Genomic DNA, 23007 nt, shown 5'->3' with positions numbered 1-23007 from the left:
CCGCGCCGTTCAAGTATCTATTTGCGATGGTTATTTATGATTCGCTCTCGCCGCACCACCGACACGGAACTGGGAACGAATCGTGCCCGAGAGCGGCAGCCACAGCGCTCATCGAGAGCGGTACTGGCAAGGCAGAAATCACGTCGAGACGGTCGATAGAGGCGGCGTTCCCTGAGACGTGTCGTACCACCGCGTGCGGGCAGTTGCCACCGCGGCCGGCGTCCGAGTGGCCCGAACGCCTGCGCTCCGACGCCACGAATCCGAACCGCCCTATTCGTGAATGCCCATCGCCTCGATCTGTTCCTGATACCGGTTCCGGATGGTGACCTCGGTCACCTGCGCGACGTCGGAAACCTCGCGCTGGGTCTTCTTCTCGTTACAGAGCAGCGAGGCAGCGTAAATCGCGGCCGCGGCGTAGCCCGTCGGCGACTTGCCCGAGAGCAGCCCCTTCTCGGTCGTCGTATCGATGATCTCGTTGGCCTTCACCTGCACCTCTTCGGAGAGTTCGAGCTCCGAACAGAACCGCGGCACGTACTTTTTCGGGTTGACCGGCTCCATCTCGAGGTTGAGTTCCTGGGCGACGTAGCGGTAGGTGCGGCCGATCTCCTTGCGTTCGACCCGGGAGACGGCAGCGACCTCCTCGAGCGATCGGGGGATACCCTCCATGCGACAGGCGGCATAGAGCGTACTCGTCGCGACGCCCTCGATCGAGCGCCCGCGGATGAGGTCTTCGTCGAGCGCACGCCGGTAGATGACACAGGCGACCTCGCGGACCGAGCGGGGGATGGCGAGCGAGGAGGCCATCCGATCGGTTTCGGAGAGGGCGAACTGGAGGTTCCGTTCGCCGGCGTCTTTGGTCCGGATCCGTTCCTGCCACTTTCGCAGCCGGCGCATCTGATTGCGTTTGTCCGAGGAGATCGAGCGGCCGTAGGCGTCCTGGTTCTTCCAGTCGATGGAGGTGGTCAGCCCCTTGTCGTGCATCGTCTGGGTCGTCGGCGCGCCGACGCGGGACTTGTTCTGGCGCTCGGAGTGGTTGAACGCCCGCCATTCGGGACCGTGATCGATGTTGGTTCCTTCGACGATGAGCCCGCACTGATCGCAGACGAGTTCGCCCTGATCCTCGCTTTTCACCAGCGTCCCGCCGTCGCACTCGTCACACACCCGCTCACGCTCCGGTTCCTGCGTTTTGTCTGTCGTTTCAGGATCGCGTTCGCGCTGCCGGGTGGGGCTTGCCATGTCGTGTTGATAACGATGTTGGAAGGACTTAAGGGCTCGCCACCGAAGGACCACGCTTGGACCGTCGATCGACTCCAACCGGAGCGGGAACCCGGGCCGCCGACCGCCTCAGAAGTAGCCGAAGAGCGTGCCGACGAGGACGAGCAGCCACATCGCGGTGCCGACGAGCAACATGTCGTTGAACCGCGAGCTCCGAGCGGCCCGTTTGGCCGCACCGCCGGCGATCAGCCCGAGCGCGACGACGACGAGCATTCGCTGGGCGACGACATCGACGGGCAGCGAGGAGACGCCGAGCAGACTGTAGTCGAGCCAGACCGCGACCGCGAGCGAGCCCGCGGCGACGACGGCAGCGTCGAGCCGTCGCGTGAGCCCGCGTGCGAGCAGATAGGTCGCGACCGGGATACCGACACCGATCACCGGATAGAGGAGCCCGGCGATCTGGTGTGGCGTGAGAAACGCGGCGTGCCGTTCGAGCGCGAGGCCACCCATCCGGACGCCCAGATACAGCGCCAAGACGGTACAGACGAGGAGCACGTGACCGCCCTCGAGGCGAGCGTACGCCGCGGCGAGGCGTTTCCGGTCGACCTCGGTCAGGTGATCGGTGATCGCGCCGGGCGTCCGCTCGGCGACGCGCTCGCGCCCGGCTCGGTCGGGACCGCTCGCGGCGGTGCCACCGCGTCGTCCGGCGCGGACGCCGACGAGCGTCGGGACGACGAGCAGGCCGGCGAGTTCGACGAGGGTCGCCCAGCCGTCGGCGTCGACGGTGTTCCTGTTATCGAGGTAGATCCGACTCACGTCGTCCTGAACGTCGACACGTGGGTGTTTCATGAAGTCGGTCTCGACCTTCGTCTGGGCGTCCTGGGAGCCGTGGACGCGATGCCGAAGGGTAAACCAGTCGAAGTGCTCCGAGTGTGTCTGCATAGCGACCCAGTCGTCGTCCTCGTTGGGGCTCTCGTAGAGGCGGATGTGATACCGTTGCCCGAAGTAGTCGCCGTCCTCGAGTTGGCGCGTTTCGGTCGTCCAGTAGCCGCTCTCGTTCGGACCGGGATCGACGTAGGCGTAGCGGGTGCCGCCGTCGGCGTGCCCCCAGTTGAGGTTTGGAATGGGGCCCCGTTGCTCGCCCGACGCGGCTTCCGCAGCGGTCTCGTTTTGCGACGAGGCGTTCGCCGTCGAGTCGGCGGCGGTCTCGTTGCCCGGCCGGTCGCCGTCGGCGGTCGCGTTCGCCGGTTGCGTTTCGTTGTCGGAGGCGTTGCCGACGGTAAGCGAGTACGTCTCCGGAAGGGCTTCCTCCTCGGATTCGTTGACTTTCGACCAGTCACCGGCACCGCCCTCGGCGTCGGATAATACCCGCTCGACGTCGTCGACGTCACCGCGGACGACCACGTTGATCGGACTTCGTTTCTGGAACCGCTTGGCCGGGCTGAGATACTCCCAGAAGCCGCTCTCGGAGTCCTCGAGAGGTACGAGTTCCGGCGTCGATTCGGTCTGGGTCGACCGGGTGGGTGGGTCAGACGCCGTCTGACTGGTCGACAGCGACAGGAACAGCGACGGACCGCCGACCAGAAGGACGGCGAGAACGAGCAACACGGCCGCGATCACGATCGATCGGCGCATCTCCTGGTCACTAGCGAGGATGGACACATCAAACCCGCTGTATCATCACCCGTCCGTGCAGAACTGGGCGGTCACCTCGAGCGGGGAGCGGTGGTCACACTTCCCGGGGACGCTCACACGTCGGGGCCGACGGTGGTGACCGGGACCGGTGCTTCGCGGACGACTCGCTGGGAGACGCTGCCGACGACGTTGCGTTCGTACTCGTCGCCGCTGGTTCCCATAACGATCAGATCGACATCGGCGTCCGCGGCGTACTCGACGATACACTCGGCCGGGTTACCGGTGTCGACGGCCGTCGTCGTCTCGACGCCGTGTTCGGCAGCGCGGGTCACCGCGTCGTCGAGCGCCGCGCGGGCGGTCTCCTCAAGGTCGTCGCGGACCTGCTCGATGCGGTCGTCATCGAGCACGAGGAACGCGCGGTCGTCGACAACCGAGAGGACGTGGAGGGTCGCGTCACGGGTGGCCGCGACGTCGATGGCGTGGTCCGCGACGGTCGTCGCGTGGTCGCTGCCGTCCGTTGGAAGCAGGATCGTCTCGTACATTGCTGTCTACGTGGACCACTCGCCCGAACGGAAAAAGGGGTTTCCCTCCGTCTTCGACGACGGGAACGAGGCGGACCGCTAGACGCCGGGAATGCCGAGCGCATCGGCCGTGACGAAGCCGACCACCGCGAGCGCATAGAGGATGCCGACCGCGACGATCCAGGCGACGAATCCGATCGCGGCCGCGGACCCCCAGCCGCCGGGATACCGCCAGTTGATGACGCCGACCCAAATGATCAACATGAGCAACACGCCGAGGATGGGGACCCAGCCGACGAAGAAACTCGTGATCCCCCAGGCGGCCGCCCCGATGAGGGCGGTTACGGCCGCGTTCACGAAGCCCGCGTCGCGATCCAGCACCAGTCGCGCGCCCGCGAGGATGCCGAGCGTTCCGACCAGCAGGCTCAGGACGAAGATCAGGATGGAGTCCGCGGCAGCCATGTTAGGGTTTCCAACTCAGTTCGATTTCGACTGTTTCACGGTTCCCCCGGAGCATCGAGGAGCGCTCGACGGTCTCGACCGAGACGTCGACGTTGTGGGGCGGGTTGAGCGACACGTTCTTGTTCCCGACTCGTATCGAGACCTCCTCGCTCTCGCTCCCGAACTCCGTCGCAAGTTCCTGGAGGTACGCGGCGAGTTCCTCTCGTGGCAGTGTTTCGTCGGCCGTCGTCCGTTGCGCCATGCGGAACCGTCGGCCTCCCGTCCGCAAAAGTATGGAGCATGAACATGTCGATAACTGATTGTTACTGGATCGAGCCTGGCCGTAACGGTTTGTTGGGCGGACTCGAAACGGCGGGCGGGCAGGATCGAATCGCCCGATGGAGGAACGAGACTTGCCTCGAGCGAGGGAGTCCGGCCCGACACCGACGGCGCGGTGGCCTGCTGCGCGAGTCACTGCGCGAGGGATGGGCGGCGGCCGGGACATCCGGCGGCGTTCGGTCGCTCCCCATCGCCGGCGGCCGGACAAGCGTGGCTTTTTGATGACGGGGCGGGTAGCCGCCGACGATGGACGTCGCCGTCGGAATCGTCGCCCAACGTGACAACGAACGTGCACAGGCACTCGCCGCGAGCCTCGTCGACGCCCTCGAGCGCGAGGGAGCCAGCGTCGTCGTCGACGACGCGACCGGCGGAGCGGTCGGGACGAGTGCCGTCCCGGTCGCCGCGATGGCAAGTCGGGACCTCGTCGTGAGCATCGGCGGCGACGGGACCTTGCTGTTCGTCGCGCGCGAAGTCGGTTCGACGCCGATCTTGGGAATCAACCTCGGCGAAGTCGGCTTTCTCAACGCCGTCGCGCCCGACGACGCGCTCGGCGTCGTCACCGAACTCGCCGCGGAACTCGACGAAACGGGGACCGTCGCGGAGCGCGAACTCGCGCGACTGCGGGCGACCGGCGTCGAAACGGACTGGACGCTCGAGCCGGCGCTCAACGAGATTGTCGTCCACGGACCGCGGCGAGGGAGCGGGGGCGGGGCCACTGTCGGGATCGACATCGACGGCCAACGGTACGCAGAGAGTCACGCGGACGGGGTGCTCGTGGCGACGCCGACGGGCTCGACCGCGTACAATTTGAGCGAGGGGGGACCGCTGGTCCATCCGTCCGCGGAGTCGCTCGTCGTCGCACAGATGGCCGCGACGGAGTCGATGCCGCCGCTGGTCGTCGAACCCGAGACCGAGATCACGCTCACCGTCTCCGAAACCGAAGCCGCCTACGCGATCAGCGACGGCCGAAACCGACAGCGTCTCGATCCCCCCGCTGAGGTATCGGTCTCGCTCGCGAACGAAGCCGTCAGGCTGGTCGGTCCGCAGGCGAACTTCTTCGACGGCCTCGACAAACTCGAGTGAGCGATCGAGCCTCCACGTTCCGCGTGCCGCTGTGCAGGTCGACGGGTGCCACTCGACCTCGAGCGAGGATCAGCGCGGCTCGGCCGTCAAGCGGGTGTCCTCGCCGGTCAGAGCGCCGCTCGGGCGTTCGGAGGGCACCGGCGGTCACCGGCAGTCGACTCGAGACGAGGGCCGCAGGCGGACCGGAACCCGGGCGGTGACCGCGTCCTTAGCTCTCGGTGCCGACGGCCGTGTCCGCGGCCTTGGTCTCCGATCCCGTCACGTCCGGCAGGTTCGGGTCGCGATAGGGGTTGCGCCCGTAGGCCGGGAGTTCGTCGTCGAGTTGGGTCTTGAGGACGCGGCGCAGTCGGTTCAAGCTCGTCGTGTCCAGCCCGTACTCGGCCGCGAGCCGCTCGAATGCCGCCTCGTCGGTGATGTCGTGTGCGCGATATCGGCCGAACAGCTCCTCCAGCCGGTCGGCGGAGAGCGCCTGAGCATCGATGTCGTCCAGCCCGAAGTACTGCTGGCGGTCGACATCGACGACGTGACGGATCACCACGAGCGCGACCTTCTCGATCGCACGCTGGCTCCCGAACTCCGTGAGATCGATCTCGTCCATGACGCCCAGCGCGAGGTCACGTTGCCACGGCGTTACCTCGAGCGCGTTACAAAGCGCCTGCGTCGTTCGGAGCCGGTCGAGTCGGTGCGCACGCTCGCTGTAGCCCGGCGTCGCCGCGTGCTGTTCGTCGTGGAGGCGACGAACGCTCTCGGAGATGTCCGCGTCGGCTGAGTCCGCGCGGCCGATGACCGTCGCGCTCGGCGTGACGACGCCCCACTGGCGGACCGTCGAATCGCGCTGCACGTCGGCCCGCGAGAGCGACCCGGACCCGGGCCGGGTCTCGAGGCGGCGGTCACGGGCGGGCTCCGGTTCGACGCCGTCCACGGCTCGCTCGGAACCTGGACCAGAGTCGGCACCGTCGTCTTGCATCGTCTGTCGCTCGGAGAGGGAGCGTGAAAAAGGCTCGCTCCGTCCGATATGCCAGAGCATCGGACAAACAGCCACTCGAACACGTCTCGACGGGTCCCAGTCCTCGAGCGGGACCGAGCGCTCGCCGGTCGAGGTGATCGGTCCGCGAAAAGCCCTTCGTAGCTTAACCTTGTGACCAGAGACACTTAAGGAGCGGTCGGGGTGAGGTGGGTCCGTCGGCGTCACCGAACCGCGGCGATCAAGTCGTCGATGAACCCGTCCAGTCGGTCGATCTCGGGGCCGTCCCGAGCGTGAATCGCGGGATCGATTTCCCGTGCCGGATGTGCGAACGCGCGACCGACGGCGTCGCCGATCTCGCTGTCCCCGTCGCCCGCCCGTTTCCGCTCGAGCAGTTCGCGGGCGCAGTCGATCCGCTCGGTGTCGAAGACCGCGGGTGCCTGCTCGCACAGGAACGTCTCGAACGCGAGCGCCGGCAGGTCGTGGCTACCGCGAGCCCCCGTCTCCCGGAGGTAGCGGGCGGACATGGCAGCCCGGACGATCGTCAGGTTTCGCTTCACCGTGGGCTTGGTCTGCGTCTCGGTAAATCGCTCGTCGTCGGCCGGGATCGTCCGCGTTCCGGCGTCGGTTTCGACGGTGTACACGTCGCCGTCCGCGCTGTCCGCGTCGAGGATCGGAAACGTTTCGTCGTCAGTGCTGACCAGATGGTGCGAGACGTACTTCCGGTAGTTGCTCGTCGCGATCCCGCGCCACGTGTGATAGAGGTCGAGGGAGTTGTACGTCCGCCGGATGTACGCGAGGAGGTCGGCGGGGTCGTACGCGGTTCGGTAGCGGATCGGGCTCCGAAGCAGGTCGATCGCGCCCTCGTTCGAGTCGGCCAGCAGCCGCGCGAACGTCCGCACGTCCCAGCCCTGATACTCAAACTCGCCGCGGTCCTCGACGATGCCCTCCGTGACGCCGTCGAGGTGGGCATACCGCCGCAGATCGGTCGGAACGTAGACGAGGCCGACATCGTAATCGCTGTCGGGACTCGCCGCACCCCAGGCGCGGCTCCCGCGGGCGGCCGCCAGCGCGACCGCGACATCCGCCTCGCGTTCGATCGCAGCGAGGTGGCCGTCGACGGTCTCGTGGACGTGCTTCGGGACGGACGGCATGGCTGTGACTCGAGGTCGTGGAAACGGGACGAGAAGGCCGGGTGACGAATGCCCGTCATAGCTTTACCTTGTGATCAGAAGCACTTAAAGAACGGAGCGGAGTGCGACGAATGCGCGGCGAGAACAGTTCAAACGAGACTCGCTGCGCTTTCCGTTCGTGCTCGCTTTCGCGTGGGACGCGGCGAAACGACTCTCCGCTGGCTCGAGCGATGCGTGACGCCGCCGGTCGCCGGGAACTGCCGTCCAGTTGCCAATCGAACGAGAGCCGAAAATACGGCGGCGTGACTATCGGGTGTAATTCACCGGGCTGCAGAATGGCATCGTCCCGTCGTAGCTTTACCTTGTGACCAGAAGCATATAAAGAACGGCGAAGCCAACGGACAGGTCGCCACTTCAGCGAAGCGATCGAGTGCCTGACTCGGTCGGTGCCGCGACGCGACATTCCATACGAGAGGCCGCATCGAACGTCGAGAGAACGCGTTCGAAGCGTTCGGCCCCCAAAACGTCAACGTCGGGACGCGTCGCAGAGTGAGACGGGACGTTCCTCATCGGGTCTCGTTTGCCGTCCCGTCGCCGGTCGTCCAGCGGCTATCCGCCTCGCCCTCGCGAAGGAGTTTCACTCGCGCGTCGTACGTCGCGTTCTCGAACACCGGTTCGTCGGACTCGAACGGAACTGCGAGCGTTCGCTCGGAAACGTCCGCGGGAACGACGTACTCCTGGATGAACGCGTGGTCGTAGCCGCCGTCGATCCGGAGTTCCGCACGGAGCGTTACGTGCCCGGGGACGCCGTTTCGCTTTTCGACTGTCGTCACCACCAGAACCGTTCCACCGTCGGGTTGGTACGTCCGGACGGTTCGGATTTCGAACGCCGGGTCCGGGTCGTCTCGGAGGGTCTGACACCCCGCTCCGAGCACAGCAGACAGGGCACCCGCGCCGGCGAGGAATTCGCGTCGGTTCATGACCCCCTCGACGCAGCACCACTCGTATCGCTTCGGTCACGCCGTCGCACGGATTTCGCGTTCGATGGGGACGGCGCTACCACGGCACAATTCGGTCGAACGAACCGTACGGCCCGCTCCAGCCAGCGGTGAGTGACGGTCCGACCGGACTCGAGCGACTCCCGTCGCGAGCGTCGAGGACCCATAGACGTGTTAGAATAACGTAATATAAATACAGCTCGATCGATCAGTATCGGAGTTAGTTCTCTGCTGTTGGGAGTGTTATTAGCGTGCTTAACTAACCAATCTGATGTCTTGGCTCGAGTCGTGTGGGAGCACAACGCATGCGGAGAACCCATTGATCCGGACGGCTCGAGCGGAGCCGCGCAATCGATACCCGGTTCCGAAAGGTTGAATCACCCGCTACCCTGAATGCGGTCAATGAGTCATCAGTTGCCGGACGTGCAGGCGACGTCGCCGGACGTGACCGTCGGCCTGAGTCAGGTCGGCGTCACCGGCGTCGACAAGCTCGTCAAGATCGCCCGCGAGGACAAGCGTCCGATCGTCCTCACCGCCGAGTTCGAGGTTTTCGTCGACCTCCCGGGTTGGCGCAAGGGCGCGGACATGAGCCGCAACATGGAGGTCATCGACGAGATTCTGGAGGACGCCACCCGCGAGGAGGCCTACGGCGTCGAGGAAGTCTGTGGCGAGGCCGCCGAGCGGTTGCTCGAGCGCCACGACTACACCTCGAAGGCGGAAGTCTCGATGGAAGCCGAATTCATGCGCCGCGAGCAGACGCCCGCCAGCGACCGCGAGACCCAACACACCGTCGACATCGTCGCGTCGGCGACGGCGACCGAGGAGGGCACCCGCGAGGAGATCGGTGCACGGGTCACCGGGATGACCGTCTGTCCCTGCTCACAGGGCATGTCGACGGCCCGTGCGAAGGACACGCTCGAGGAGTTGGGTGTCGACGAGGAAACGATCACGGCGTTCCTCGACGAGGTGCCACAGCCGGGTCACTCCCAGCGAGGGCACGCGACGCTGGCGGTCGAAGCCAGCGGCGACCCGTCGGTCGATCTGAACGACATCATCGACATCGCTCGGGACTCGATGAGCGCGCGCATCTACAACCTCGCGAAGCGGCCCGACGAGGACTACATGACGTACGACGCCCACGCCGACGCGAAGTTCGTCGAGGACTGCGTCCGTGCGTTGGCGGAAGGCGTCGTCGAGGAGTTCGACCACCTGGCCGACGATGCGGTGATCACGATGAGCCAGTCCAACGACGAGTCGATCCACCAGCACAACGCCCACGCCGAGCGTATCGTCGAGATGGGGACGCTCCGCGAGGAAATCGAGAACTAGAACTCGAGCGGGTCGGCGTCTTCCCACCGCGGGACGAACTCCTCGTGGACGTTCGCGGCGAACTCGGGGTCCTTGAGGTCGATCATCCCGAATGCTTCCCCCGAGGACAGCGGGTTCGGGACCTGAATGCAGACTTCGACGCCGTCGATGATATTGAACGACCCCGTGACATCGTCGTAGGTGCGGACATCGAAGTCGTCGCGTTGCTGTAAGGTCTCGCGATAGCGTTGGCCCACTGCCTCCGACATCGAACCGACCATCTCACGGGTCAGCAACAGGTCGACGGAGACGCCGCGATCGAGCGCGTGCTCGAGTTGGGCGTTGATCTCCTCGCTGACCGCCTGCATGTCCCACTGAGGGGAGGGATGTGAAGACACCATGACGATGTCCCGGTCGGCGGCCGCCAGCCGCTCCAAGAGGAGGTCGATCGTCTCGTCGGGACCGACGGCGGCGGTCCAGAACTGCTCTTCGACCGGCTCGGCCGCGTCGAGTTCGTCGGCCAGATCGTCGACGATCGACTCGTACTGGTCGGCCTTTTCCTCGAGTTCCCGTTTCTTGTCCTCGAGCAGGCGGTCGAGGGCCGTCGTGGGTTCGACGGCGACGTACTTCTTCGGCCGGCTCGCGGTCTGCGTCCGGACGAGGTTGTACTGTTCGATACTGTTGAGCACGTCGTAGATCCGACCCATCGGGACGTCACTCGCTCGTGACAGCTCCTTGGCCGTTGTCGGGCCGGTGGTGAGCAGCGATCGGTAGGCTCGAGCTTCGTACTCGGAGAGCCCGAGGTCCCTGAGACTGGCCATGTCATAACGGACCGACCGAAGCGACATAAACGCTACGGTAGTTTGATACGTCGTCGTCCTCGGCCGTTTCGGGGCTGAATATCAGTCGAGAAGGGACTGGACGCGTTCGCTCAACTCGCCCGGAGTTTCGGCAGCCGCCGACAGGCGGTCGCCCCGTTCGGCTCGCGCCGTTCCAGCCGCGAGATCGGCATCGGGGACGACGACCTTTTCGTGGTCCGCGACTCGGAGCGCCGCACGGTGGAGGTCCGTTCCGGGCGCGGCGGCGACCCTGATCACCAGCGGCCCCTCGAGCAGTCGGGACGCGGCCGTCGCGTAGCGAGCGACCTGAACGGTAAACCGGTCGCTTGCCCCCGCGAATGCCTCGAGGGTCTCCCGGGCGAACTCGCGGTAGCGGTCGTTCCCGGTGAGGGCGGCCAGATCGATCAGCGCATCCGCGAACGCGACGTTCGAGTCCAGTGGCCGGAGCGGCTGGTCGCATAGACCGACGCCTTCGGCGGGACCGTCGAGGAACGAGTCCTCGTCGTGGAGTCGGTCGATCGTCGTTTCCGCGACAGCCGTCGCATCGTCGAGGACAGCGGTCTCGATGGTACTGGCGGCCGTCGTCAGCGCCGCCAGCACGCGGGCCTGGTTCGCGAGGAGCGGGACCGCGTCGTCGGCGTCGCGTTCGACCGCCTGCTCGCGTGCGTGACGGACGACGCCGTCCTCGAGCAGGTCCGCCCGGAGGGTCGCGAGCGCGCGCTCGGCGTACCGGCGGGCCCGGTCGTCATCGGTGTAGGCGTAATAAGTGAGCAGTCCGTCGATCGCCAGCGAGTTCGAACCCGCGAAGACGCCGTCGTCGACCGGCGGCTCGTCGGCGGCCGCTCGGTCGGTCGCGTCGAGGCTGTGGGCATCGTCTTCGCCGGGAGCCTGACTGTTCGCGAAGGCGTCGGCCTCGGCGTTCCACAGCGTCGTCGTGAGGAAGTCGATCGTGCGATCGGCGGGCTCGCGGTACTCGTCCGTTCCGGTGTGAAGGTAGGCGTTGGCGAACGCACGCACGAGCGCGCCGTTCGAGTCCAAGAGCTTCTCGCGTTGGAGCCCGGCCCAGTCGCGGTCGGTTGCGAACCGATAGAAGCCGCCGTCGTACTCGTCTAGCAGGTTCGCACCGACCGCGTCGTACGATCGCAGCGCCATTTCGCGGTCCCGTTTGAGCGCGAACTCGAGGGCGTCGGGCAGCGGGAACTTGGGGTGTTGACCCCAGCCGCCCGCGGTCTCGTCATAGCTTTCCGAGAGTTGGCCGAGCATGGTCGACTCGATGTCGGCCGTTACCTCACCGGCCGGCGGGTTGTCCTCGCGGAGCGGTCGAGGGATGCGCGCTGCACCGTCGCCTTTCGTGTCCCACATGGTTCGGACGCTGTCGAGGACCTGTCGCATCCCGTCGGGACCGAGATAGCCCGCACCGGTCAGGACCGCGCCGTCGGGTGCGAGAAAGACCGTCGACGGAAAACCACCCATATTGTATCGGTCGCGAACGCGCGGGTACCGGTCCACATCGACCCGTACCGGGACGAAACTGTCGTTGACGTTGGCCGCGATACGGGGCTCGGCGTAGGTTTCCGCGTCCATCTCGTGGCAGTGATCGCACCACGTCGCGGTCAGCGAGAGCAAGACGGGAACGTCAGCCGCCGCGGCCTCGTCGAAGGCGTCCCGTCCCCACTCGCGCCACTCGACGCGGGTCGTATCGTCCATACCGGACCCAGGTGAGTCGACGGCGTAAGCCCTTCGTTCGCTCGCACCCCCTCGAGCGGGCCACGAGCGGCGTCGATTCCGTTCGTGGAACGAGAGTAAAGGATTTTCACCCTTCGGTGGCTATATCGGTGTATGCTCCGGTGGATCTTCGCGCTGTTGCTCATCCCGTTTCTCGATGCCGTCTTGCTCGCGGTGATCGTCACCCAGTTCGGATTCATCAGTTGGGTCGGGATGGTGCTGCTCGTCGTGTTGACGGGACTCGTCGGGATGCTCCTCGTTCGTGCGGAAGGGCGGCGAACGATCCGGAAGATGCAACGGACGATGGCCGCAGGGGAGCCGCCGACCAACGAACTGCTCGACGGAGGACTGCTGATCGCCGCCGGAGCGTTCCTGTTGACTCCCGGGCTGGTGACCGACGTCATCGGCTTCCTGCTCGCCGTGCCGCTGACACGGATTCCGATCCGAGCCGCCCTCAAGCGCTTCGTGATCGTCCCCTACGCGGACAAGAAGACGGGTGGGTTCGCCAGCGGCACCGTCTGGACGTTCGGCTTCCCGGATGACGGGACGGCGGGCAACGCCACCGAATCGACCAACAGCGGGACGTACGATCTCGGCGACGACGCCTACACCGTCGACGAAAACGACGACTCGTATACGATCGACTTCGGCGACGAACACGCCGACGACGCGGACGATGAGCGGGACGACGATCCCCTCGCTCGGTAGCGATTCCCACGGGTCCCGGAGAAAGAAACGCTTAAACGTCCCACCGAGCAACTACTGAGTGCGAAGAAGACGGCGACGCGGGCCAATAGCTCAATTAGGTTGAGCGCCACTCTGATAAGGTGGAGGCTCTCGGTTCAAATCCGAGTTGGCCCATACTTCTGCTGCGAGCAACCTCGTGAGCCGTAGCTATGGAACCCTACTCGGATTTGAATGACGGAAGTCACAGCCCGGGAGCGAACGAAGTGAGCGACCCGGAACGTCTTCCGGTGGTTCAAATCCGAGTTGGACCACTGCTCGTCACGAGCGAACTCCTGGATGACGCGTCCGTGCTACTGTGAGGGGTCATATCGGTCGAACGAAAACCCGACGTCCGAAGTCATATCCAACGAAACTCGTGTGAGCAGTCCCGCCAGTTACCGCTTGAGGACTGCTACAACCGGACGGGTCGGGAGCGGACTGCAACTGTCTCCGTCGGAAATCGCGCGCCGGCGAGAGCGGCACAATACACTATCTCACAGAATCACAGAGTACTATAGATGCAGACAGATAGCACGCCCATCATTTCGAGGCGATCGGTCGCTGACTGCCAGCGGTGTCCGAGCCGTAAGAAGTTGATTTCGACGGCGTTGGCGGTTTTCCGTCGCTCGGGCCGTCCAATTATCGCAGTGGAACGGCGTAAAGAGGGCGAGTCGGTTTTAGTGTTCGTTTTCACACCGTCCTAACGAATCACCACCGAAGAGTCCTTGTACCGACCAGTTAGAAACGATAGTGAAGCAGAACGGCAGTCGAAGCTCAGTCGGCATATATTCATACGTATTCAAACAAGCGTGCGATATGCTCCAGTATCAACTATATACGTGACGGGTGAAAATCATATTGGCGAGGGCCATGACGGCGGGACACGGGGGATCGGGTTCGGCAGTCTCCGATGATCCCGATTGCCTCTCGAGAACGGTCGGTCCCGTATCGACTGCGTCGGGCAAGCCATTAATTACAAAGATACTGTTGTAAAGTGGGGCATCGATTCGGCGGCGACGGCAGCAGTCGTGAACGCGTCGATCCTGCGGGTCGTCGTCCATCGACGAACCGGCGACGAGCACCACCGACACGGTCGTGGCTGTCCGATCGCGGACCGTTCGCTTCGGGTCACACCGCGACCGAACGGGTCGGCCGCGAACGCATTTCGATTACGGCACGATCGGTGCGAGCAACGACTCGCGAGAGACCAGGAGAACGACGTTGTTGCTCGCGAAGAGGGTGTACAGGACCACGACGGCCAGTACGAAACCGACATCGAACGGCCTCGAGAGGACGTGACCGATACCGATCACGAATCCGGCGTAGATGAGAGCGGCGAAAACGACGCCGACGAGCCCGAAGAGATCGTACAGGAAAACCGTCATGGGATTCAGTTCGGCCGCGTACGGGACGGTAAAGAACAGGATCGTCGCGACGAGATCGACGAACCAGACGCCGAAAAACGCGGCGCGGAGGCTGGCGGGACCCGGCCGATCGAACCCGATCTCGAGCGGGGATGGTTCCGTCATCGTAGTTCGATCCAGGCGACACCGAGCATTACGCGTTGTACTTGCTGGTTCCGGCCAGTGTAATTGGGTCACACCCATCGATAGCGGCAAGACACGACCGGCAGTGACCGGATCCGAGAGCGGACGGACGCACCGCGGTGGCCGGCTATGGTAGCCACTGAATCACTGCACACCTGATCGCACGACCGCTGTGCGATCAGTGTGACCCGTTGCAGTTGGAACGATAGTCGAGTGGTGGTCGTCTCACCCGTCGGACGGGAGCCGTTGGAAATCCGGATCGGGACACCCGTTCGGTTTCGAGGGAACGCGTCGGGACGCATGCAACTGACCGTCCGTAGCGACAGCCAGCAGGATGTCGTCCGGCGCGATAGTAGCGAAGCGGTCGACCGGTAGCACGAGTTGCTCGACGACCGATTCGCCGTCTTCCAACAGGAGGACGACGTGCTCCCCGTCAACGATGCGGTCGACGACACCGATGTACAGATCGGTGCCATCGAGGCGATCGCCGATCCCGCCATCGGCCGACGATGACGCCCCTCGAGAGCGTGGTCGCCCACGTCTCGGGGTCGTCGCGTGATCGGGTCGGTCGGCGGACTGTCCGGATGTCACGCCGGCAGTCGTCACTGCGGTGACCGCTCCCGTACCCAGGGCACCGACTGTTCGGAGAACTATCCGTCGCGATCGTCGGAGATGATCCGACATACCACCGTTGGCCGCGGGTTGACTCATAAACCCTCGGTCGGGTCCGGTCGAGGGGACGGGTCCGGATAGCCGAGTCGATCGGTCGCCGAGCTTCACACCCCAACTAACGGATCGAATCGTAATATTTTGTGGTAATTAGCCCTCCTGGAATGGGAGCGGAACACTGTTCCGAGAACGGTGACTGGATCTCGAGACAAGTACCGGACATACACTGCAGATAGGCAGTTGAGCACGGATCTCGACGGGGAAACACGGCCGGTGGCTCGGAATCGACTGCGCCGTTACGCGCGGACGAGAATTGAGGAAACAACGTTCCAGTATGAAACGCTATTCCAGTATGCGAAACCGCTCGGCCGTATTCTGGAACAGAGGTTCCGCGCGGCAAAAGAAGCGCCGTGGGACGAGCATCCATCGACCTGGGCGATCGGTTTTCGCCGTCCGCGTTTCGGTCGGTGAAACGCTCGGCTGGACGAGGATGGCCGCGACCGATACTCGCGGGCCGGTTAGCCGTAGGCGAGGGTCACCTTGATCTCGCCGGCTTTGTTCCGCAGTCGCGTCGGAAGTTCGTCGTGGACGTAGTCGTCGCTGAATCGACTGGTCGGTCCGAAGACGGCCAGCGACCCGAGGAAGTCGTCGTCGGGCGTATAGACCGGGACGGCAACCCCGCGAAGCCCTTCCATGTGTTCCTGATTGTTTACCCCGTATCCCCGACCGCGGATTCGCTCGAGTTCGTCGAACAGCGCGTCGGGATCGGTGATCGTGTTCGGCGTGATCGTCTCGAGGCCGATGTCGTCGATGTAGTCGGCGACCGCGGCGTCGTCCCACTCTGCGAGAATGACTTTGCCCGATGCCATCGAGTGCAGCGGCCGCCGGTGGCCGATCATCGTGTTCGAGAGGCTACCGTAGCGATGGACGTAGACGGCCTCGCTGGCCTCTTCGACGATGAACACCGCTCGTTCGTCCGTCTCCTGACCGAGTTCGAACACGGCTCGCTTGGCCGCCGTGTATCCCACTTTCCGGGAGCGGGCTTGCTCGCCGAGTTCGACGAAGCGGAAACCGACGTAGTACGCCCCGTCGCGCTCGATCACGTACCCCAGATCGGTCAGCGTCTGGAGGTGACGGTAGACGGTGCTCTTTGGGAGGTCCGTCCGCTCGGTGAGCGCCGCGATCGTGACGCCCTCTTCGTCTTTGAGCGCCTCGAGGAGTGCAAACGTTTTCCGCGTCGTCGAGACGCCCGTTCCGCCGGTCTCGTCCCCATCCGTACCCATACGCGACACTCTTCGCACGTCGCAATCAATGTTCCGGATACTGGGATTCGGATGTCACCGAGCGGAACGGGCGTTCCGGATTCGACTCGGCCCGGTGGGGCGAGCGGACGTGCTGGGCGCTGAGTGCGGAAGACGGACGCGATCGAGAAGCGGAAAGGGGTTCGAACGGTCGGTGGTTACCGGTAGGCGGGGATGCCGGTGAACTCCTCGCCGAGAACGAGCGTATGAATGTCGTGGGTGCCCTCGTAGGTGTAGACCGTCTCCATGTTGGACATGTGACGCATCGGCGAGTAGTCCGTCGTGATACCGTTCCCGCCGAGCATTTCCCGGGCGATCCGGGCCTGGTTCCGGGCCATCCGCACGTTGTTTCGCTTCGACATCGAGACGTGCTGTGGTCGCATCTCACCGCGCTCTTTGAGTTCGGCGAGTCGGTGGGCCAGCAGTTGCGCCAGCGTGATCTGGGTCCCCATCTCCGCGAGCTTGCGCTGCTGGAGCTGGAACCGACCGATCGGGCCGCCGAACTGGTCGCGATCCGTCGCGTACTGGCGGGCCTCCTCGAAGCAGTCCCGGGCCGCGCCGACCGCACCCCAGGCGATGCCGTAGCGAGCCTGCGTGAGACAGGACAGCGGCCCCTTCATCCCCTCGACGCCCGGGAGGACGTTCTCCTCGGGCACGTGGACGTCGTTCAGTCCGATTTCGCCCGTGATCGAGGCCCGCAGCGAGAGCTTGTCGTCGATCTTGTTGGTCGTGACGCCGTCGCGGTCGGTTTCGACGAGGAACCCGCGAACGGGATCGTCCGCGGTCGATTTGTCGCGGGCCCAGACGATCGCAACGTCGGCGATCGGCGAGTTCGTAATCCACGTCTTCGAGCCGTTCAGGACGTAGCCGTCGCCGTCACGCTCGGCGCGGGTCTCCATCGCCGACGGGTTCGAGCCGTGTTCGGGTTCGGTGAGGCCGAAACAGCCGATCGCCTCGCCGCGGCCCATCTCCGGCAGCCACTCCGCTTTCTGTTCCTCGCTCCCGTAGGCGTGGATCGGGTACATGACGAGCGCACCCTGCACCGACGCCATCGATCGCAGCCCCGAGTCGCCCGCCTCGAGTTCCTGCATCAACAGGCCGTAGGCCGTCTCCGAGACGTTCGGCGAGCCATAGCCCTCGAGATTGGGGGCGTAGAAGCCGAGCTCACCCATCTTCGGAATGAGTTCCTTGGGGAACGTCCCCTGTTCGAAATGCTCGCCGATGTCGGGCTTGACGTGTTCGTTGACGAATTCGCGGGCCGTGTCCCGGATCATCCGCTCTTCTTGGCCGAGGTCTGCCTCGAGCTGAACGAAATCCAGCATACCTAGACGTATGCAAATGGCACAATAGGTATTGCGATACTAGTTGTCACATGACCGGTCAGCGAGATGGCATCGGGCGGCCGTCCGTGGACGGATAACGCGTAGTGCTCTGAGGGATAGTCCGCATCCCAGACCGGTCGGTTAGAGTTCGGTGTGGCTCGGTTCTGGTCGTCTCATATCTCGGCCGGCGGCGGATCGACTGATAGCGGAAGTATTATAATACGAAACTATGAAGGAATGTGGCATGGCGAACAGGCACAAGTTCACGGATAGGAGCATGACTCGCAGATCAGTCCTCGCAGCCACTGGTGTTGGAGCCACAACGGCTCTCGCCGGTTGTATCGGCGGTGAGACGAACAGCGGTAGCGGTCAGAACCTCGAGACCCTCTCCGATATCGGTGAGAATACGGCGGTGTCGCCGACGCCGACGGGGTCGGGAACCGCTCCGGCACTCGAGCGTGCGCTGGAGCATGCAACCGACGGCTACGATCGTGCGAGTACGAGCTACGGCGAACAGGGCAACGCGATCAACGAGAACCAACTCGATGTCGGCGTCGGGACGCTGATGAACTTCTCGATCGTTCCCAGCTGGCTCCAGCAGACGGCGAGTACGGTCGACGATCTCCGCGTGCTCGATGTGACCGACGAGACCGAGCAAGCCTGGAACGACGACGACCGGCTGCTGATTCAGCCGGCCGAGACAGGCCAGATCGACAACGTCGACGCCCCCGACGAGGTCCCCGCGCCGACCTTCGCGTACAACTTCGTCTCCCGGGCCGACCTCGAGTACGATACGGTCTATACGTTCCTCGAGACGCTGTACGAACAGAAACAGGAACTGGCGGAATACAACGGTGTCCTGGCTACCTACGAGGACGAGGAGTTCTGGATCGAAAACATGTATGACGGAGTGCCCTTCCATGACGCCGCGGCCGACTTCTACGAGGAGATCGGCATCTGGGGCGACGAGTTCGAGCGCGCCGGCGGCAGCGCAAGCGGCGGAGCCACCGGTGACACCAACGTTCGGATGCGGACATCGACATCGACGACAACGGCATACACCGCCAACCAGGGGATGGCCAGCGCCGTCAACGACGGGACCGACGACCTGTTCGTCGAGGCCCAGACCAGCCAGGGAACCGAGGCCAACCTCGGTGCGCTCGACCAGGAGGACGCCGAGATGGTGTACATCCAGAACTGGTCGGCACAGGAGGTCCAAGACGGGGCTGGCAACTACAGTGCACTCGACTTCGAGATGGCACAGATCGTCCACTTCTACGATCTGCCGTGGTTCTTCATCGCCGACGGCGGTAACTAACGGGACCGATGTCTGATACATATTCCGAGCGTGGGCGATTCGAGGTTGCCCTCGGGCTCCTCGTGTATGGATTGGGGGTCATCCTAACGGGATACACTGTCGTGTACGCCGTGTCCCTCGTAGGCGGGTGGCCCCTCAGCGGACTCGTCCCGGAACCAGGATGGATAAAGCGGGACGCACGGTACATGATCCTCTTCTTCGGCATTGGGATCGCGCTGTACTACCTCGACTACGCTCACAGAACGTTCCGCAACGAGAACGCCGACGGTGATTTCGCCGCAGCGGACTCCTCGACGACCGGCGGAAGCGCCGGCGATGGACTCGAGCGAGTGCGGCGGGCCTGGGAGCGGATCGATCCGTACGCCGCCCTCGCCCTCGCGGTCGTGGCGTTGCTCACGATGTATCACGTCTACACGAACTTCACGCGGCTCGACGAGGACGCATATATCCTCGGCTACACCACCACCGATCACCTCGTCGGCGTCGTCCTGATCGCGCTGGCGATCGATACCACTCGGCGGGCGTTCGGGACCGTGATCGCGGCCGTTGCCGTCGCGGCGATCGCGTACGCCCATGCTGCAGTCGGTCCACGACTGTTCGGCGTCTTCCAGCACTCGGGACAAAGCTGGGAACAGATCGCCGAGAACGGCGCGATCGGGATCAGTGGCGTCTATCACGAGACGCTCATGGGTATCGGGTCGACGTGGGTCGCGATCTTCATCATGTTCGCCGGGATCGCGAAGGCGTTCGGATTGATGGAGTTCGTCCGCGAGATCGGGACGGAACTCGGGACGAGCCTCCGGACCGGCGTCGTCCAGATCGCCGTCATCTCGAGTATGATCATGGGCTCGATCACCGGGAGTGCGGCGGCAAACACCGCGACGACGGGCAGTTTCACGATTCCGATGATCAAAGATCAGGGCGTCAGCGACGACATCGCCGCGTCGATCGAGGCGGTCGCCTCCGCGGGCGGCCAGATGCTGCCGCCGGTGATGGGCGTGGCCGCGTTCCTGATGGCTGACATCGTTCAGGTCCCGTATTTGGACATCGTTCGGGCGGGGATCATTCCGGCGGCGCTGTTCTACTTCAGCGTCTGTCTCGCGGTTCATTTCACGATCCTCAAGTTCGGCTGGATCTCGAACGACCTCTCGTCGTTCAGGTGGCGACTCCTCCTCAAAGGGATCCACTTCACGGTCCCGATGGGCGTCCTCCTGTACACGCTCGTTTATTTGCGGTACACACCGTTGTCAGCAGGCATGAATACGATCTTCGCGATCGTCGGCGTGATGTTCGTTCGGAACTTCGTCGTCGGTGTCGTCGGCATCGGTTCTGACGAAGTGACAGCCGAAATCCTCGGTCGAGAAGTACGGGGCGACGACCTGCTTGGGAACCTCGTCGCGACGAGCAAGCAGACCGTCGACGGGTTCAAACAGGGCGGCGTCGACATGGCACCGCTGGTCGGCGTCCTCGCGGCCATGGGCGTGATCGTCAAACTGCTCGAGGGGACGGGACTGACGGCCCGCGTTGCGACATCGATCGTTAGCCTCGGCGACGTGAGTCTGCTCGGCTTCGGCGGGGGACTGTTCGTCGTGTTGGTCCTCGCGATGATCGCCAGTATCCTGTTCGGGCTGGGGATGCCGACACCCGCGGCGTACATCCTCGTGGCCATTCTGGTCGCGAAACCGATCACCGAGCTCGGAACACCACCGATCGCGACGCACATGTTCGTGTTCTACTTCGCGATGCTGTCGGCGATCACTCCACCGGTCGCGATTTCGGTCGCCATCGGATCGCGAATCGCGGGCGCGAACTTCCTCGATTCGTGTAAACAGGCGCTTCGACTCGGCGCTCCCGGATTCGTCATTCCCTATGCGTTCATCGCGAACGAGAGTCTGATCTACTGGTCACGGGAGACCCTCATCGCCTTCCCCGTGGTACTCGCCGGCACCGTCGGCCTGATTGTCGCGACGATCGGTTTCGACGGGGCTCGAGAACTCTCGGCACCGGCCCGCGGCCTCTACATCGCTGCCACGCTCTGTGCGATGTTCGGCTCGATCGTCCACGTCGGGGTCCAAATCGTTGCCGCGGCTGCGATCGTCGGCGTGTTGGCACACGCTCGATACGTCGTCGGCTATGAGCGACCGACCGACCCCGAATCTGGGCCCCATCCCGACACATCGACCCTCGACTAACCGCTCCGCGACCGGGTATCGCTCCCGGTTTCGGGAACAACCGAAGTAAATGTAATTACCGAGTAACAACCCTTTTGTGGGCCTCAGACAACCATACACAAGGTATGACAAATCTCGTGAGGGAAGTCGGCGAGACCGTGCAAGCGAACCCCGATTCGGCCGCGATCGCGTATCAGGGGTCCGAACGGACCTACGAGGAGTTCTGGGAGCGAGCGGGGCAGTTCGCACAGGCGCTCGAGGACCGCGGCATCGGCGAGGGCGACCGCGTCGGAGTCTATCTCCCGAACCTGCCGCAGTTCGTCACCGCCTTCTACGGCACGCTCCGCGCCGGCGGGATCATCGTCCCGATGAATCCCCAGTACAAGGCCCGCGAGATCAGCCACATGCTGAGCGACAGCGGGGCGAAAGCGGTCGTCTCGCTGGCGGACCTCGTCCCCAACGTTCTCGAGGTGCAAGACGACACCGCGGTCGAACAGGTGATCAGCGTGGGGGCAGCCGTCGAGGGTGCCACCGCGTTCGACGACTTCCTCGCGGACGACACCAAAGCGATCGTCGAGCGTGCTGACGACGATGTCGCGGTCCAGCCGTACACCTCGGGGACGACCGGCACGCCGAAGGGCGTTCTGTTGACCCACCACAATTTGGCCTTTACGACGCGGGCCAACGCCAGCGTCCCGCCGGGCGGGTTCCAAGCGTCCGACCGGCTCATCGGCACGCTTCCGCTGTTCCACATCTATGGCATGTCCGTCGTCATGAACGGTGCGATGTACAGCGGCGGGACCTACTACCCCGTGCCCGAGTGGGACGCCCCGACGGTCATGGACCAACTCGAGGACGACGAGATCACGATCATGTTCGCCGTTCCCGCGATGTTCAACGACATGATCAACCAGCCCGATGCCGCCGAGTACGAGTTCGAGGCGCTGCGCTTTGCCAACTCCGGGGGCGCGAGTCTCCCGCTCGAGGTCCTCGACCGGTTCGAGGAGCTGTGGGACGTCCAACTCAACGAGGGCTATGGCCTGACCGAGACGAGTCCGGTCACCCACGCCAACACGAACGACGCGCGTCGGAAGGGCAGCATCGGGCAACCGCTCGAGGGCGTCGAGGCGAAGATCGTAGACGAGCACTTCGAGGAAGTACCCCGCGTCGCGGAGGGACCGATCGACGAGGAGGCGGCTGACCTCCACGAGATCACGGGCGAGTTGGTCATCCACGGCCCCAACGTGATGAAGGAGTACTACGGGCTCCCCGAGGCCAACGAGGAGGCGTTTACCGAGGCGGACGGCAAGCGGTGGTTCCACACCGGAGACATCGGCTACTGGGACGAGGACGACTTCTTCTACATCGTTGATCGCGAGAAGCACATGATCGTCACCGGCGGCTACAACGTCTATCCGCGCGAAGTCGAGGAGTTGCTGTTCGAACACGAGGACGTCGCCGACGCCGCAGTGGTCGGGATTCCGGACGACCGCCGCGGGGAGACCGTCAAGGCATTTATCGTCCCCACACCCGACGCCGACGCGACCCCAGAAGATATCAAACAGTACTGCCTGACGAACCTCGCGGAGTACAAACCCCCCCGCGAAGTCGAGTTCGTCCAGGAGCTTCCCCGAACGACGACCGGCAAGGTCCAGAAGTTCGAACTCCGCGACGAGTAGGCATTGCGGGTTCCGGGACCGCATCGAACGCCGATCCGTTTCCGCTGCGCAGTCGACACAGCGACAGGATTAA

20 protein-coding genes and 1 tRNA gene are annotated in these 23007 nt (G+C 64.3%); 8 read left to right on the top strand and 13 right to left on the bottom strand.

Annotation, left to right across the window (positions count from 1 at the left end; all coding sequences use genetic code 11):
• Nucleotides 1–270: 270 nt before the first annotated feature.
• The 5 genes from C486_RS12775 to C486_RS12755 all read right to left on the bottom strand — a co-directional run bounded on the left by C486_RS12775 (nucleotide 271) and on the right by C486_RS12755 (nucleotide 4074).
• The gene (locus tag C486_RS12775) at nucleotides 271–1236 is read right to left on the bottom strand and encodes a transcription initiation factor IIB (RefSeq protein WP_008456780.1); all 966 of its coding nucleotides are present in this window, start codon (nucleotides 1234–1236) and stop codon (nucleotides 271–273) included.
• Nucleotides 1237–1344: 108 nt separating this feature from the next.
• On the bottom strand, nucleotides 1345–2850 hold the full coding sequence (locus C486_RS12770; RefSeq protein WP_008456778.1) for a hypothetical protein: 1506 nt from the start codon (nucleotides 2848–2850) through the stop codon (nucleotides 1345–1347).
• A 113-nt stretch (nucleotides 2851–2963) separates the two neighbouring features.
• Nucleotides 2964–3392, bottom strand: coding sequence for a universal stress protein (locus C486_RS12765; protein WP_008456776.1), 429 nt, complete (start codon nucleotides 3390–3392; stop codon nucleotides 2964–2966).
• Nucleotides 3393–3470: 78 nt separating this feature from the next.
• Nucleotides 3471–3833: a hypothetical protein gene (locus tag C486_RS12760; RefSeq protein ID WP_008456775.1), complete on the bottom strand. Its 363-nt coding sequence runs from the start codon at nucleotides 3831–3833 to the stop codon at nucleotides 3471–3473.
• 1 nt (nucleotide 3834) lies between these two features.
• Nucleotides 3835–4074, bottom strand: coding sequence for an amphi-Trp domain-containing protein (locus C486_RS12755; RefSeq protein WP_006183924.1), 240 nt, complete (start codon nucleotides 4072–4074; stop codon nucleotides 3835–3837).
• Nucleotides 4075–4397: 323 nt separating this feature from the next.
• Between C486_RS12755 and C486_RS12750 the strand changes: the two genes are divergently transcribed.
• Nucleotides 4398–5234, top strand: a complete 837-nt coding sequence (locus tag C486_RS12750) for an NAD(+)/NADH kinase (protein ID WP_008456772.1) — start codon at nucleotides 4398–4400, stop codon at nucleotides 5232–5234.
• Nucleotides 5235–5442: 208 nt separating this feature from the next.
• On the opposite strand, the gene C486_RS12745 is transcribed toward C486_RS12750, so the two are convergent.
• The 3 genes from C486_RS12745 to C486_RS12735 form a co-directional block, all read right to left on the bottom strand.
• Nucleotides 5443–6201, bottom strand: coding sequence for a hypothetical protein (locus tag C486_RS12745; protein WP_049910545.1), 759 nt, complete (start codon nucleotides 6199–6201; stop codon nucleotides 5443–5445).
• A gap of 221 nt (nucleotides 6202–6422) precedes the next feature.
• Nucleotides 6423–7352 carry a nucleotidyltransferase domain-containing protein gene (locus C486_RS12740; protein ID WP_008456769.1) on the bottom strand — a complete coding sequence of 310 codons (930 nt, stop codon included), beginning with the start codon at nucleotides 7350–7352 and terminating at the stop codon, nucleotides 6423–6425.
• 545 nt (nucleotides 7353–7897) lie between these two features.
• The gene (locus C486_RS12735; RefSeq protein ID WP_008456767.1) at nucleotides 7898–8311 is read right to left on the bottom strand and encodes a hypothetical protein; all 414 of its coding nucleotides are present in this window, start codon (nucleotides 8309–8311) and stop codon (nucleotides 7898–7900) included.
• A gap of 420 nt (nucleotides 8312–8731) precedes the next feature.
• Here C486_RS12735 and mptA point away from each other — a divergent pair, with 420 nt between their 5' ends.
• Nucleotides 8732–9658, top strand: a complete 927-nt coding sequence (gene mptA, locus C486_RS12730; RefSeq protein ID WP_008456765.1) for a GTP cyclohydrolase MptA — start codon at nucleotides 8732–8734, stop codon at nucleotides 9656–9658.
• Here the strand turns inward: mptA and C486_RS12725 are convergent.
• Both C486_RS12725 and C486_RS12720 read right to left on the bottom strand, forming a co-directional pair.
• Nucleotides 9655–10458 carry a TrmB family transcriptional regulator gene (locus C486_RS12725; protein ID WP_008456764.1) on the bottom strand — a complete coding sequence of 268 codons (804 nt, stop codon included), beginning with the start codon at nucleotides 10456–10458 and terminating at the stop codon, nucleotides 9655–9657. The two genes, mptA and C486_RS12725, sit on opposite strands and share 4 nt — an antisense overlap.
• An 81-nt stretch (nucleotides 10459–10539) precedes the next feature.
• Entirely contained in the window at nucleotides 10540–12183 is a 1644-nt protein-coding gene (locus C486_RS12720; RefSeq protein ID WP_008456761.1) for a DUF255 domain-containing protein, read from the bottom strand.
• Nucleotides 12184–12315: 132 nt separating this feature from the next.
• Here C486_RS12720 and C486_RS12715 point away from each other — a divergent pair, with 132 nt between their 5' ends.
• Both C486_RS12715 and C486_RS12710 read left to right on the top strand, forming a co-directional pair.
• Nucleotides 12316–12909, top strand: a complete 594-nt coding sequence (locus C486_RS12715; protein WP_008456759.1) for an FxsA family protein — start codon at nucleotides 12316–12318, stop codon at nucleotides 12907–12909.
• 79 nt (nucleotides 12910–12988) lie between these two features.
• Nucleotides 12989–13062: transfer RNA gene (locus C486_RS12710), tRNA-Ile, on the top strand.
• A gap of 1034 nt (nucleotides 13063–14096) precedes the next feature.
• Here the strand turns inward: C486_RS12710 and C486_RS12705 are convergent.
• Nucleotides 14097–14456 carry a hypothetical protein gene (locus C486_RS12705; RefSeq protein WP_008456758.1) on the bottom strand — a complete coding sequence of 120 codons (360 nt, stop codon included), beginning with the start codon at nucleotides 14454–14456 and terminating at the stop codon, nucleotides 14097–14099.
• Between the two features lie 399 nt (nucleotides 14457–14855).
• Here C486_RS12705 and C486_RS22660 point away from each other — a divergent pair, with 399 nt between their 5' ends.
• On the top strand, nucleotides 14856–14987 hold the full coding sequence (locus C486_RS22660) for a hypothetical protein (protein ID WP_008456756.1): 132 nt from the start codon (nucleotides 14856–14858) through the stop codon (nucleotides 14985–14987).
• Between the two features lie 674 nt (nucleotides 14988–15661).
• Here C486_RS22660 and C486_RS12695 read toward each other — a convergent pair.
• Together C486_RS12695 and C486_RS12690 are read right to left on the bottom strand one after the other, a co-directional pair.
• Complete coding sequence (locus C486_RS12695) at nucleotides 15662–16426, bottom strand: IclR family transcriptional regulator (RefSeq protein ID WP_008456754.1); 765 nt, start codon at nucleotides 16424–16426, stop codon at nucleotides 15662–15664.
• A gap of 176 nt (nucleotides 16427–16602) precedes the next feature.
• Entirely contained in the window at nucleotides 16603–17766 is a 1164-nt protein-coding gene (locus C486_RS12690; RefSeq protein WP_008456752.1) for an acyl-CoA dehydrogenase family protein, read from the bottom strand.
• A 277-nt stretch (nucleotides 17767–18043) separates the two neighbouring features.
• Here C486_RS12690 and C486_RS12685 point away from each other — a divergent pair, with 277 nt between their 5' ends.
• The 3 genes from C486_RS12685 to C486_RS12675 all read left to right on the top strand — a co-directional run bounded on the left by C486_RS12685 (nucleotide 18044) and on the right by C486_RS12675 (nucleotide 22934).
• Entirely contained in the window at nucleotides 18044–19084 is a 1041-nt protein-coding gene (locus C486_RS12685) for a TAXI family TRAP transporter solute-binding subunit (RefSeq protein WP_008456750.1), read from the top strand.
• An 8-nt stretch (nucleotides 19085–19092) separates the two neighbouring features.
• The gene (locus C486_RS12680; RefSeq protein WP_049910528.1) at nucleotides 19093–21276 is read left to right on the top strand and encodes a TRAP transporter permease; all 2184 of its coding nucleotides are present in this window, start codon (nucleotides 19093–19095) and stop codon (nucleotides 21274–21276) included.
• Nucleotides 21277–21380: 104 nt separating this feature from the next.
• Nucleotides 21381–22934: a long-chain-fatty-acid--CoA ligase gene (locus C486_RS12675; protein ID WP_008456747.1), complete on the top strand. Its 1554-nt coding sequence runs from the start codon at nucleotides 21381–21383 to the stop codon at nucleotides 22932–22934.
• Nucleotides 22935–23007 lie beyond the last annotated feature (73 nt).

Source organism: Natrinema gari JCM 14663 (assembly GCF_000337175.1).
Classification (GTDB): Archaea; Halobacteriota; Halobacteria; order Halobacteriales; family Natrialbaceae; genus Natrinema; species Natrinema gari.
The sequence above is the reverse complement of the archived record's forward strand: the minus strand, read 5'-3'. Positions and strand labels throughout refer to the sequence as shown.